This is a genomic window from Winogradskyella echinorum, from assembly GCF_014297365.1.
GTDB lineage: Bacteria > Bacteroidota > Bacteroidia > Flavobacteriales > Flavobacteriaceae > Winogradskyella > Winogradskyella echinorum.
Map to the genome: position 1 here is coordinate 641,554 of NZ_JACOQD010000002.1, position 13,124 is coordinate 654,677.

A 13,124-nucleotide genomic window follows, 5' to 3' on the forward strand; every position below is an offset into this window, starting at 1 on the left:
TTTAAATTATGTCATTTTTTTAACAATTTAACACAATAAACAAAGTTTTATACCGTTACTAAATTTAAGTCGAATTTTCGTCTTATTTGAATAACCATTTCAAAAACAATTTAAAAGCTCCGTTTTTAGTCATCGGAGCTTTTTGCTATATATAATTTAGAAACCTGTCAATAATTTAGGGCTTTGTTCATTTCTTTTCTTTAATTTTAAGGAATTAATATTAAAACTAAACAATTATGAATACTTGGGATGTTGCCAAAAAATGGAAAGAAATGTGCGAACAAGGAAAAAGTCTTGAATGCATTAATGAACTTTATGCAGACAATATAGTTAGCCGAGAAATGCCTGGTATGCCTGGTGAAGTTACAGAAGGCAAACAAAACGTATGGAATAAAAGTAAGGAATGGTTAGAGAATGTAGAAGATTTTCATGCAAGTACAATTAGTGAGCCAATTGTTGCTGGCAACTTTTTTAGTGCAAAAATGGGATTTGACTGTACATTTAAAGACAGAGGAAGACAACAAATGGAAGAAGTCTGTGTTTATGAAGTAAAAGATGGTAAAATTACGAGTGAACAGTATTTCTATTCAATGGAATAAGTATATAACTTTTTTAAAACAAAAAAAGCTTCAAGTTAATCTTGAAGCTTTTTTTTATAATTAAGAATTTAAAGATATTCTAATTACCTTCTACTCGTTCAATTTTAGCACCAATGGCTCTTAAACGTTCATCTATATTTTCGTAACCTCTATCAATTTGTTCAATATTATGAATAGTTGAAGTTCCTTTTGCAGATAAAGCCGCAATTAGCAACGACACACCAGCTCTAATATCTGGTGAAGTCATCGTTGTTGCTTTTAAAGTCGATTTAAAATCATGACCAATTATTGTCGCTCTATGTGGGTCACAAAGAATAATCTTTGCACCCATGTCGATCAGTTTATCAACAAAGAACAAACGGCTTTCAAACATTTTTTGATGTACAACTGCACTTCCTCTAGCTTGGGTTAATACCGTAAGTATAATACTCAATAAATCTGGCGTAAATCCTGGCCATGGAGCATCTGCTATAGTAAGAATAGAACCGTCGATATAGTTTTGTACTTCGTAACCATTTGTATGTGCAGGAATATGTATATCGTCACCTTGACGTTCTACTGTGATACCTATTTTTCTAAATACATTTGGAATTTGACCTAAATCGTCCCAACTTACGTTAGTAATAGTTAATTCACTTTTGGTCATAGCAGCTAAGCCAATCCAACTGCCAATTTCAATCATATCTGGTAACATTCTATGATCTGTACCACCAAGAACATCTACACCTTCAATAATTAACATATTAGAACCAACTCCAGAGATTTTTGCTCCCATGCGGTTCAACATCTTACAAAGTTGCTGCAAGTAAGGCTCACAAGCTGCATTATAAATGGTCGTTGTACCTTCAGCTAAAACGGCAGCCATTACAATATTTGCTGTACCAGTTACTGAGGCTTCATCTAAAAGCATATAAGTACCTGTTAACTTGTCTGCTTCTACTCCATAAAATAAATCCTCTTTGTTATAACGGAATTTTGCACCAAGGTTAATAAAACCTTCGAAGTGCGTATCTAAACGACGACGCCCAATTTTATCTCCACCTGGTTTTGGGATGTATCCTTTTCCGAAACGTGCTAATAAAGGGCCCACTATCATTATAGAACCTCTTAGACCTTTACCATCTTCTTTGAATTCGGCAGATTCTAGATATTTTAAATTAACTTCATCTGCCTTAAACGTATAAGATCCTTTACCAACTTTATTGATTTTAACACCTAGCTTCTTTAATAAAGCGATCAGTTTGTTAACATCTATAATATCTGGAATATTATCTATCTTAATTTCTTCGGCAGTTAAAAGCACTGCGCATAAAATTTGTAAAGCTTCGTTTTTTGCTCCTTGAGGCTGAATTTTTCCCTTTAGTTGGTGGCCTCCTTCAATTTTGAATGTTCCCATACGTTGTTAGTAACGTTTTCTGTTATTGGAATATTTTTTCTTGTTGTTATTCTTTTTGTTTGAATTGCTTTTACCACCATACTTAGATTTGGCGCGCATTAAACTAGAAGAATCACTTAAATCTTCATCGCTATTTTTTAGATTTATTTTTCCATCTGAAAGTTCATATAAATGATCGAAAATTACTGCATCTTCAACTGTGTCTTTATTCCAATTAAGGAAACACTTTTTCATATGGTTAGCAATTGTATATTTTAAAGCTTCTTTAAGCTCTCCTTCCTCCCAACTAACAGCAACATCTATCATTGTTTTTATGTTGTTTCCATAAAAACGATACTTCGGATGATTTTGCGGATATTTTAAAGGTTCTGGTCTTGCTTGTATCTCTTCTTTAGACGGTTCCCCATAAGGTGAATCTACATCTATATCAAAATCAGCCATAATGAATAACTGATCCCATAATTTATGCTGAAAATCTGGCACATCTCGTAAATGTGGTTGAAGATTTCCCATGACAGAAATAATTGCCTTCGCCACTTTATTGCGCTCTTCTTTAGTTTCGCGAGACTTAGCATAATTAATCATCTTTTGAAGATGACGTCCATATTCTGGTATAATTAAATGCTCGCGTTCTGTGTTGTATTCTAAATCGTCAATCAAAATTTTAAAATGTGTAGTAAATAATAGTTAAAACCTGTAGTCTTTTAGGTTTTGCTGCAAAGTACAAAAAAATAAGAATCTAAAAAGGCTTTTTAAAGGGAAATTACTCCCTCAACATTTTCGGCCACTTCCTTATATTTAGCTATTACAGCTTCAGGGTTTTTTAACCTAACATTAATAGACACACTAGTATATTTACCATTTTTAGATTCGTTAGTTGTTATAACTGCACCCAAATCATTAAAAAGATCCTCTATATCTTTAATTCCGGTACCACTAGAAACCACAATAAATTTATATAAATACTCTGATGGCCAAAGTGCTGTATCGTAAAGTTGTGCCTTTAATTTCTCGTAAAATTCGTCTGTTTTTTTAGAACTATCCATGCTTATTTTTTTCAGATGCAAAGATACATTTAACTTTACATTTTTTATATTTAATTTTACTGCAAAAATATTGCCAATTTGAATCCAAAAAAAGTCGTAATTGCTGGTGGACCTGGTACAGGAAAAACATCAATCATCAATTATTTAAAAGAACGTGGTTTTATTTGCTATGATGAAATTTCGAGACAAATAACGCTTCAAGCCAGAGAAGATGGTATAGAACAATTGTTTTTAACCGAACCTTTACTATTTAGTGAAAAGCTTTTAGAAGGAAGAACGCAACAGTTTATGGATGCAACAAACGAATCTGAAACTGTTGTCTTTATAGATAGAGGTATTCCAGATGTACTGGCTTATATGGATTATATAGGTGACACCTATCCTAAACATTTTATAGAGGCGTGCGAAAATCACAAATACGATCATATTTTTGTTTTAGCTCCTTGGCAAGAAATATTTACAAGCGATAACGAACGTTACGAAAATTTTGAAGAAGCCATTGAAATTCATCATCATTTATTAGAAACCTATCAACGATTTGGTTACAAATTAATTGATGTGCCATTTGGAAGTATTAAAAATAGAACGGATTTTATTCTAGACTCCTTAAATTTGCAGTAATGCATCCTATAGAAGTTTTAGAACGGTATTGGAACCACACCTCCTTTAGACCATTACAAGAAGACATCATCTCTTCGGTATTAAACCGTGAAGATACCTTTGCATTGTTGCCAACTGGTGGAGGAAAATCGGTATGCTTTCAAATTCCTGCATTAATACAAGATGGTATTTGTATTGTTGTATCACCTTTAATTGCTTTAATGAAAGACCAAGTAAATACCTTAAAAACTAAAGGTATTAAAGCAATTGCACTTACATCTGGTATGTCTTACAAGGATTTAGACACACAGTTAGATAACTGCATTTATGGTAATTACAAATTTTTGTACCTCTCTCCAGAACGTTTATTACAACCTTTGGTACAAGAACGCATTCAACAAATGCAAGTGAATTTAATTGCTGTAGATGAAGCACATTGCATTAGTCAATGGGGAAATGATTTTAGACCGGCATATAAGAATATTAGTGTTTTAAGGCAAATGCATCCACATACAAATTGTATTGCCTTAACAGCAACTGCAAAACATGATGTTATTGATGATATTATTAAAAATCTAGATTTTGTGAGTCCAAAGATTTTTAAAGCCTCATTTTCTAGATCTAATATTGCGTATAGTGTTATACATACAGATGATAAATTATTTCAGCTTCAACATCTTTTAAAAACACATCAAGGATCTTCTATTATATATGTTAGAAATAGGAAAGCCACGATAGAAATCCATAATTATTTAGAAGCAAAAGGCTTCTCTTCTACCTTTTATCATGGAGGTATTACTAATAAAGAAAAGCAAGACCGGTTAAACCAATGGACTAATAACCAAATACAAATAATGGTTGCTACAACTGCTTTTGGAATGGGTATTGATAAAGCTAATGTAAAAACCGTAATTCATTTCAATTTACCAGAAAGTTTAGAAAGTTATTATCAAGAAGCAGGTAGAGCTGGTCGTGATGGAGAACTTGCACATGCCATTGTTTTAAAACAACATATTGATGAAGATCATCTGCGCAGTCAGTTCTTAAATACATTGCCTTCAATTGCATTTGTAAAAACCGTTTATAATAAATTGTGTAATTATTTTCAGATCTCATATGGTGAAGGAGAGAATAGTTTACATCAATTTGATTTTAAATCCTTTTGTAATGATTACAAATTAAAAGCAGGCTTAACGTACAATGCTTTATTATTACTAGACAGAAACGCTATTATTACACTTACTCAACATTTTAATTTTAGAACTAAAATTCAGTTTATAACAACCAATGCAGTTTTATTTCAATATTTAGAAACCCATTTAGACCTCAACACCTTAGTTAAGGTATTATTGAGGACATATGGAGGTATTTTTGATTATGAGACAAAAGTGAATCTTAGTTTAGTAATTAAAAAATCTGTTTTATCTGAAAAGCAAGTTATAGAACAATTACATCGTTTAGAAAAAGATGACGTAATAAGTTTACAAATGGCAAATACCGATTCTGAAATAACTTTTTTAAAACCACGCGAAGACGATATTACTATAAACCCAATAGCAAAAACTATTGAGCAACAACACACCCTAAAGCATCAACAAATTGAAGCAGTAATAGCTTATATTAAAAATGATTCGATATGCAGAAGTCGACAGTTACTTTCTTATTTTGGAGAAAAAACGAACTCAACTTGTGGAATATGTTCTGTATGTTTAGCTAAAAATACAGAGGTACATCTAGATGCATCAACTAATGTTTCAAACAAAATATTAAACGCCTTACAGACCGAAGCATTATCTTCGCGACAATTATTACAAACTATAAAATGCACTGAAAAAGAGCTTTTACAAAGCATTTCGGAACTTATAGAAATTCAAAAAATTAAAATAACACCAGCAAACACTTATATAATTATATGACAACAAAACGCGACCTACGAATTGTTTTTATGGGCACACCAGATTTTGCCGTTGCAACTCTAAAAGCCCTTTTAGACCATAATTATAATGTGGTTGGAGTCATTACGGCTCCAGACCGAAATGCAGGTCGTGGACAAAAATTAAGAGCCTCTGCCGTAAAAGAGTTTGCTATAGAACAAAATCTAAACATATTACAACCCAAAAATTTAAAAGCCGAATCTTTTATTGAAGAACTAAAGGCTTTAAATGCCAACTTACAAATTATTGTTGCTTTTAGAATGTTACCTAAAGTGGTTTGGCAAATGCCAAAATATGGTACATTTAATTTACACGCTTCTTTATTACCACAATATAGAGGTGCAGCACCAATCCATTGGGCAATTATTAATGGTGAAACAAAAACGGGTGTAACCACTTTCTTTATCGATGAAAAAATTGATACTGGAGCAATTATTTTAAGTAAAGAAACTAGTATTGGAAATGAAACTACTGTTGGAGAATTACATGATGAGTTAATGACAATTGGTAGTAATCTTGTAATTACAACTGTAAAGCAGATTGAAACAGACTCTGTGACTACAGAAATTCAACCACAGACCAAAGACTTAAAAACAGCTTACAAACTAAATAGAGATAATTGTAAAATTGATTGGTCTGAACCAATTGATAACATATATAATAAGATTAGAGGACTCAACCCTTTTCCCGCAGCTTGGTGTTATTTAGATAATGGTGAAAAAGATCTTTTAAATATAAAGATTTATGGAATTGAAAAATTTGAAGAAAATCATAATCTTGAAGATGGGCAACTTGTTTCAACAAAAGAAGAACTAAAAATAGCTTGCAAAGGAGGTTACATTAAGATTATAGAAATGCAATTACCTGGAAAGCGAAAAATGGATGTAAAATCTCTCTTGAATGGGTTTAATTTTTTAAAAACAGCAAAACTGCTGTAAACCCTTATCATTGTTGGTATTACAAAAAATCCGATAAAACGCATACCTTTATTAACAAATGGTGTAAGTTATTAACAAAAAGCCCTTTTTCCCTTGCTATTACTTGCGTAGCTTAATATTCCTAATAATTTTGTGTACGGATTTTAAAGATCTATAATTTTAAAATCGAATTTTTAACAATTTAAATTTAATATTTTATGAACAAAACAGATTTAATCAACGGAATGGCAGAGAATGCTGGGATTACTAAAGCAGCAGCAAAAAAAGCATTAGACTCTTTATTAGTTGATATCGAAGGTTCTTTACAAAAAGGGAACAGAGTATCTTTAGTAGGTTTTGGTTCTTGGTCAGTTTCTAGAAGAGCTGCAAGAGACGGAAGAAACCCACAGACTGGAAAAACTATCAAAATTAAAGCTAAAAATGTAGTAAAATTTAAGGCAGGTTCTGACTTAAGTAGTGCTGTAAACTAAAACATTTTTTGTTTAAAATACAGAGCCTGCTCAATGAGCAGGCTTTTTTTTGTCTTAATTTTAAAGGTATTAAGTTGTTTTTTTAAGAAAAAAACTCTAGATTTAGTAGAAATAAAGCGAATTATAAAAGATGACCAAGCCCGAAAAAGGTAATTTATTAATTGCAGAACCATCCATTATTGGTGATATATCATTCAATCGTGCTGTAATATTATTGGCAGATCATAATGCTCTAGGATCTGTTGGGTTTATCTTAAATAAGCCTTTAGATTATAACCTCAAAGACCTTATTGAAGGCACTGATTCTGAATTTACAGTATATAATGGTGGGCCTGTAGAGCAAGATAATCTTTACTTTATTCATAAATCACCAAAGTTAATTCCTAATAGTATAGAAATATCTAACGGGATTTTTTGGGGTGGCGATTTTAGTGTTGTAATAAACCTCATAAACGATAATAAAATATCTCAGGATGATATTAGATTCTTTTTAGGCTATTCTGGTTGGGACGAACAACAATTAGACAACGAACTTCAGTCTAATGCTTGGTTAGTTTCAGAAAATATTTACAATAATGAAATTATATCTAAAAGCTGCAATTCATTTTGGCGCGAGAAAATGATAGAACTTGGTGGTGACTATAGTATTTGGTCTAATGCACCAGAAAACCCTAGTTATAACTAAGTTAATCGCAGTTTTGCATTTAATTTGGTTACAACTTTTTGAGCAAATTCATTTCCATATTTCTTTTTACGGTATTGGGTAATGGGAATGATACCTTGAATGACGTTCGTAATAAATAATTCATCTGCTTTTTGAAGCTCAAAAGGAGAAATTGAAGCCTCTTCTATAAATAAATTGACATCTTTTGCTAATATTTCTAAAATCTGCTTACGCATTACACCTTTTAAACATCCATCTTCCAATGGTGGAGTTTTAATTTTATCAACTTTTACTAAAAAAAGATTTCCATTTAAAGCTTCAATTACATTTTTATTGGTATTTAATACTAAACAATTATCAAAATCATTTTCATTAGCATAAATACTTCCTATAACTTGTATAGCTTTATTGTTAGATTTTAAACCAGATAATAGTCCTGGTGCCATATAATAATCCTTATACAAATCGACTTTATAAGATACATTAGTTTTGATGGTGTAAAATGGATTGCTATGAGGTTCTGCAACTATATTAAAATTTACTTGTGCAGTATCAGTTGGCAAATATTTGCCACCTTCACCTCTATCAACATTTAATCGAACACGAGCTGAAGCGTTTATTAAATCATTTGCTTTCAACGTTTTTTGGATTTCTGCCTCAAGAAATTCCATTGTAAAGTTCATAGGAATATCCATACGTAGAATTCGCATAGAAGCCATCAACCTAAAATAGTGATCTTCCCAAAAAAAGATTTTACCATTAACAACTTTAAGAGTTTCAAAAAGAGCATCACCATATTTATAACCTCTATTATTAGTTGAGAGTTTAGAATCTTCCGGCGATATCAGTGTTCCATTAAAATTTATCATAAAAAAAAAGTCTCGATTTAGTTTATAAAATTAAATCGAGACAAATATATAATAGTTGAGTTAGTTACGCTTATCTTGAGCCTAAAACTTGTTTAAGGCTAGAAATTTGATTTGTCCATAACATTTTCCCTTCATCTATTTCATCGTCTTCAGCAAAATCTGTAATCATTAATGAAACATCTTTAGTAATTTCATCAACCTGAATACGGATTTCAAAAAAACAACTAGAACCATCTTCATCATCTGCTAACCATCTAAACTTAACACGTTCTCCACTTTTTTTACTTAATAATTTGGCTTGCTCCTCAGAGCCATCCCAAATAAAAGTGAATAATTCTCCACGAGAATTAACGTTGTCGGCAAACCACTCTGATAAGCCTGAAGGTGTTGATATATAAGTATATATTAGTGAGGGAGAAGCCTGTATTACAAACTCCATTTCATATTTTTCTTTATCGTCCATAGCTGCATTATATTATGTGCTCAATATATACAATTATGACTCAATAAGAAACTTTAAATTAAAAATTATTTTTTTAGATTGTTATGTTTGTTGTCGTAGAATTTGTTTTTATATTTGCAGCCGCAATTATGGCGAGGTAGCTCAGTCGGTTAGAGCGTCGGATTCATAACCCGGAGGTCACGAGTTCAATTCTCGTTCTCGCTACAACAATAAAAGTTCAGTATTAAAGTACTGGACTTTTTTTATGTATTTCTTTGAAAATCACTTCAATCAAAATCATCACATATAAACACCACAACTATTTTAATAAAGATTAATTGTTAATTTAGTTAAAAAAATATTGCCAATCCGTATTTCTATTAGAAAATTATTTAGTTCATGAGATCCAAATGTTACATACCGCTTTTAACTCTTCTAGGTTTAATGCTGTTATTTTTTAATTGTAAAAAAGAAACCAAAGCAACAGATAAAATTAACACTATTGAAAATAAAAATAATTCTCAACCATATAACTTAATCGTAGAGAAGCCTGAAGGCATATCTACTCCCGAAGGTATGGTTTGGGTTAATGGCAAAACATTTTTACAAGGAGCAAAAGCTAATGATAAGTTTGTAATGATGAGAGAAAAACCAGCGCATCAAGTGAGTGTTGATGGATTTTTTATAGATATTACAGAAGTAACAAACAAACAGTTTAAAGCTTTTGTCGATGCTACGAGTTATATAACCGTTGCTGAGCGACCTATAGATTGGGAAGAAATGAAAAAAGAACTTCCTGCAGGCACTCAAAAACCACATGATTCCATTTTACAACCTGGTAGTCTAATTTTTAACAAAAATGTGGATGCAGTTGTAAACATGGCCAACTATAGTCAATGGTGGACATGGAAAATAGGTGCTAATTGGAAACATCCTGAAGGTCCAGAAAGTTCTATTGAAGGTAAAGATAATTTTCCTGTTGTGCATATTGCTTTAGAAGACGCATTGGCCTATTGTAAATGGGCAAATAGAAGATTACCTACTGAAGCAGAATGGGAATCAGCAGCTCAAGGTACTGCTGCAGATAACATATATACTTGGGGAAATGAGCCAAGTATTTTAGATGACAATGCTAATACATGGCAAGGTACATTTCCTATTAAAAATGAAAGTGTTGATGGTTTTGAACTTATTGCACCAGCTAAATCGTACCCACCAAATTCTATTGGTGTTTATGATATGATAGGGAATGTTTGGGAGTTAACTTCAGATTTATTCAATGTTAATTATTATCAGGAAATTGATAATTCAGAAATATTGATTAATCCTAAAGGTGCTAAAAAAGCATTCAGTCCTGATAATCCGTATCAAAAAGAAATTATTATAAAAGGAGGCTCTTTTTTATGTCACGCATCTTACTGTGCTAGTTTTAGAATTTCTGCTCGCATGGGAATGAGCTTGGATTCTGGCTCAGATCATACTGGATTTAGAACTATTGCTACACCGAAAATGTTGGAGTAAAATTATTGTTTTAATGATCGATTTCATCATAAAAAAGATAGACTCAATCATTTAATGTTAAAATTGAAAAGTGCAATATTAGCCACAGACCTTTATATTAGTTTTCTAGTTACTATAGTACTTTAAACCCTACATATGTAAATCATAATTGTATATTAGCAATAGACAACTTACTTTTCAATTCAAAAATAAATGAATTCACCAAAACAAAGAATAGGTCTATTTTTAGGACCACTTTTATTTATACTTATTAAGTTTTTCTTTCATCCTGAAGGTATAGGTGATTCAGCAAATGCTATATTAGCATCGACTGCTTGGGTAGCTGTCTGGTGGATTACTGAAGCCATAGCAATACCTGTAACTGCATTGTTGCCTATTGTTTTATTTCCATTATCTGGTGGAATTTCTTTAAGCGAAACCACGGCATCATATGGTCATAAATATATTTTTCTATTTCTTGGTGGATTTATTATAGCAATTGCAATTGAGAAATGGAACCTACATAAACGCATTGCATTAAACATTATAAAACTTGTAGGTACTAATGTTAGTAGAATCATTCTTGGATTTATGGTAGCAACAGCGTTGTTATCTATGTGGATTTCTAATACTGCAACAGCTGTAATGATTTTACCTGTTGGTATCGCTATAGTACTGCAACTTCAAGACAACCCAAATACCAAAGAGAATGAAAATTTAATCTTTGGAAAAGCATTAATGCTCGCTATAGCATATAGCGCTTCAATAGGCGGTATGGCAACATTAATTGGCACTCCACCAAACCTTGTACTTGCTGGTGTGGTTGAAAGTACCTACAATACAGAAATTACATTTTCACAATGGTTTATGTTTGGTTTTCCAATAAGCATTATCTTATTAATTATATGCTGGATTTATTTAACTCGATTTGCATTTAAATTTGAACAGAAAGAATTTCCAGGTGGTCGAAATGAAATTGATAAACAGCTTAAAGCATTAGGTAAAATATCTTATGAAGAAAAAATGGTTTTAGTCATATTTTCTATAGCAGCAATAGCTTGGATTTGTCGATCATTTATTTTAGCCAAATGGCTGCCTGCTATTGACGATACTATTATTGCAATTATCGCTTCAGTAGTTTTATTTTTAATACCTAACAGCAAAAAGAATGAAGCCATTATTAATTGGGAAGATGCTGTAAAATTACCTTGGGGAATTTTGTTGTTGTTTGGTGGTGGTATGGCTCTAGCTACAGGATTTGAAACTAGTGGTTTAGCTGGTTGGATTGGCAATCAATTAACTTCATTAATTGGGGTTTCAGTTTTTGTGTTGTTATTAGTATTGATTGCATCCGTAAATTTTTTAACAGAAATCACATCAAACATGGCTACAACAGCAATGCTTTTACCCGTTTTAGTTGCTCTAGCTACAGTTTTAAATATCCATCCATATATATTAATGGTTAGTGCAACTTTAGCAGCCTCATGTGCTTTTATGCTGCCTGTTGCAACACCACCTAATGCTGTGGTATTCGGTTCTGGTTATTTAAAAATTGAAGACATGGTTAAAAAAGGGATTTGGATGAATGTCATTTCAATTGTCCTTGTCACCTTAATTGTGTATTTTGTATTGCCTTTGGTTTGGGATTTGAAATAAGAATTATCTTTTACGACTTCGGTCAATTTTACAACGTCTGCATCTCGATAAATACGTTACAGACAACTCGTAAACCCCATTGGTTCGTCCTATGTTAGTTGTATTCATATCGTAAGATAATCCAAATCTAAATTCGTCGTATTCTAATCCAAGAAAACCATTTATAGAGGTTAACAAATGACTGTTATTATCATTCTGCGCAGGATTTGTAGCAGCAGTAACACCAATAAGAAATTGATCCACTATAAACAAAGAGCCTATATCTAAACGGTTATATTCACCTTGTTGCATATAATTAGCTGTCATCATAATACCATAATCTCTCAAAAATGGAAAACGGAAATTACCATGTAATGAATAGAAAATATCTAATGGTAATTTTTCTCCATCTACAAATGAAATATTTGGACGATTAAGATGCTTTGCAGAAGCACCAAACCAATAGGTAATGCCGTTTAATTCTTCTCTTTCAAAAGCTAAACCAGCTGAAATATCTCCAAAAAACACATTATCTGTATTATTGCTTAATGGATCTACAGATGTTGGACTAATAGTACCAGAATTAATATTAATCTGGTCTGCCAAAGTAAGGTTACTAAAACCTATATCCTTAAATCCTAAACCAACTTCTATTGCTGGCCTAAAAAACCAACCACCATCAAGATTAATGCGATGCATATAATTTACATTGGCCTGATAATAATTGTACTTATTGAAAGTTTCATGTTGTCTTAAAAAATTGATTCCAATACCAAAACCAAGACTTGGCCCATAATCGTAAGACTTATTGAGATAAGCATATTGTGTATCTACTCTAAGATCTAAATTAGGCCATTGGGTTCTGGTTAAGACACCAGCTGCAATTCTGTCGCTATCTTCAAATCCAGAAAAACTAGGATTTAATGTTTCTTGTATATAATTAGATTGTGTAAAAATTGGATCTTGAGCATTTGCACAAAAACCTATCAAAATTAAAACTATAAATATTATTCTTTTCAAAGTGATTCTTA

14 protein-coding genes and 1 tRNA gene are annotated in these 13,124 nt (G+C 31.9%); 9 read left to right on the forward strand and 6 right to left on the reverse strand.

Annotated features, from left to right (window positions below; all coding sequences use genetic code 11):
• The first annotated feature begins 236 nt into the window (after positions 1-236).
• Entirely contained in the window at positions 237-599 is a 363-nt protein-coding gene (locus tag H8K90_RS10035; RefSeq protein ID WP_186845828.1) for a nuclear transport factor 2 family protein, read from the forward strand.
• 79 nt (positions 600-678) lie between these two features.
• On the opposite strand, the gene murA is transcribed toward H8K90_RS10035, so the two are convergent.
• The 3 genes from murA to H8K90_RS10050 all read right to left on the reverse strand — a co-directional run bounded on the left by murA (position 679) and on the right by H8K90_RS10050 (position 3,041).
• A complete protein-coding gene (gene murA / locus H8K90_RS10040; RefSeq protein ID WP_186845829.1) occupies positions 679-1,995 on the reverse strand; it encodes a UDP-N-acetylglucosamine 1-carboxyvinyltransferase in 1,317 nt (438 codons plus the stop codon).
• Positions 1,996-2,001: 6 nt separating this feature from the next.
• Entirely contained in the window at positions 2,002-2,655 is a 654-nt protein-coding gene (locus H8K90_RS10045; RefSeq protein ID WP_186845830.1) for a DUF4290 domain-containing protein, read from the reverse strand.
• A 92-nt stretch (positions 2,656-2,747) separates the two neighbouring features.
• Positions 2,748-3,041, reverse strand: coding sequence for a DUF493 family protein (locus H8K90_RS10050; protein ID WP_186845831.1), 294 nt, complete (start codon positions 3,039-3,041; stop codon positions 2,748-2,750).
• A 78-nt stretch (positions 3,042-3,119) separates the two neighbouring features.
• Here H8K90_RS10050 and H8K90_RS10055 point away from each other — a divergent pair, with 78 nt between their 5' ends.
• The 5 genes from H8K90_RS10055 to H8K90_RS10075 all read left to right on the forward strand — a co-directional run bounded on the left by H8K90_RS10055 (position 3,120) and on the right by H8K90_RS10075 (position 7,668).
• A complete protein-coding gene (locus tag H8K90_RS10055) occupies positions 3,120-3,662 on the forward strand; it encodes an AAA family ATPase (protein WP_186845832.1) in 543 nt (180 codons plus the stop codon).
• Positions 3,662-5,557: a RecQ family ATP-dependent DNA helicase gene (locus tag H8K90_RS10060; protein ID WP_186845833.1), complete on the forward strand. Its 1,896-nt coding sequence runs from the start codon at positions 3,662-3,664 to the stop codon at positions 5,555-5,557. Before H8K90_RS10055 ends, H8K90_RS10060 begins: the two co-directional genes overlap by 1 nt.
• Positions 5,554-6,513, forward strand: coding sequence for a methionyl-tRNA formyltransferase (fmt, locus tag H8K90_RS10065; protein ID WP_186845834.1), 960 nt, complete (start codon positions 5,554-5,556; stop codon positions 6,511-6,513). Before H8K90_RS10060 ends, fmt begins: the two co-directional genes overlap by 4 nt.
• Before the next feature lie 197 nt (positions 6,514-6,710).
• On the forward strand, positions 6,711-6,983 hold the full coding sequence (locus H8K90_RS10070; protein ID WP_008271173.1) for an HU family DNA-binding protein: 273 nt from the start codon (positions 6,711-6,713) through the stop codon (positions 6,981-6,983).
• 130 nt (positions 6,984-7,113) lie between these two features.
• Positions 7,114-7,668: a YqgE/AlgH family protein gene (locus tag H8K90_RS10075; RefSeq protein WP_186845835.1), complete on the forward strand. Its 555-nt coding sequence runs from the start codon at positions 7,114-7,116 to the stop codon at positions 7,666-7,668.
• Here H8K90_RS10075 and H8K90_RS10080 read toward each other — a convergent pair.
• Both H8K90_RS10080 and H8K90_RS10085 read right to left on the reverse strand, forming a co-directional pair.
• A complete protein-coding gene (locus tag H8K90_RS10080; protein ID WP_186845836.1) occupies positions 7,665-8,516 on the reverse strand; it encodes an aminotransferase class IV in 852 nt (283 codons plus the stop codon). The two genes, H8K90_RS10075 and H8K90_RS10080, sit on opposite strands and share 4 nt — an antisense overlap.
• 70 nt (positions 8,517-8,586) lie before the next feature.
• Positions 8,587-8,979: an START-like domain-containing protein gene (locus H8K90_RS10085; protein WP_186845837.1), complete on the reverse strand. Its 393-nt coding sequence runs from the start codon at positions 8,977-8,979 to the stop codon at positions 8,587-8,589.
• Between the two features lie 130 nt (positions 8,980-9,109).
• Here H8K90_RS10085 and H8K90_RS10090 point away from each other — a divergent pair.
• The 3 genes from H8K90_RS10090 to H8K90_RS10100 all read left to right on the forward strand — a co-directional run bounded on the left by H8K90_RS10090 (position 9,110) and on the right by H8K90_RS10100 (position 12,114).
• Positions 9,110-9,183, forward strand: a tRNA-Met gene (locus H8K90_RS10090).
• 174 nt (positions 9,184-9,357) lie between these two features.
• A complete protein-coding gene (locus tag H8K90_RS10095; protein WP_186845838.1) occupies positions 9,358-10,479 on the forward strand; it encodes a formylglycine-generating enzyme family protein in 1,122 nt (373 codons plus the stop codon).
• A gap of 192 nt (positions 10,480-10,671) precedes the next feature.
• Positions 10,672-12,114, forward strand: coding sequence for an SLC13 family permease (locus tag H8K90_RS10100; protein WP_186845839.1), 1,443 nt, complete (start codon positions 10,672-10,674; stop codon positions 12,112-12,114).
• 3 nt (positions 12,115-12,117) lie between these two features.
• Here H8K90_RS10100 and H8K90_RS10105 read toward each other — a convergent pair whose 3' ends face one another.
• Positions 12,118-13,113 (reverse strand): PorP/SprF family type IX secretion system membrane protein, encoded by a 996-nt coding sequence (locus tag H8K90_RS10105; RefSeq protein ID WP_186845840.1) that lies wholly within the window; start codon positions 13,111-13,113, stop codon positions 12,118-12,120.
• Between the last annotated feature and the right edge of the window lie 11 nt (positions 13,114-13,124).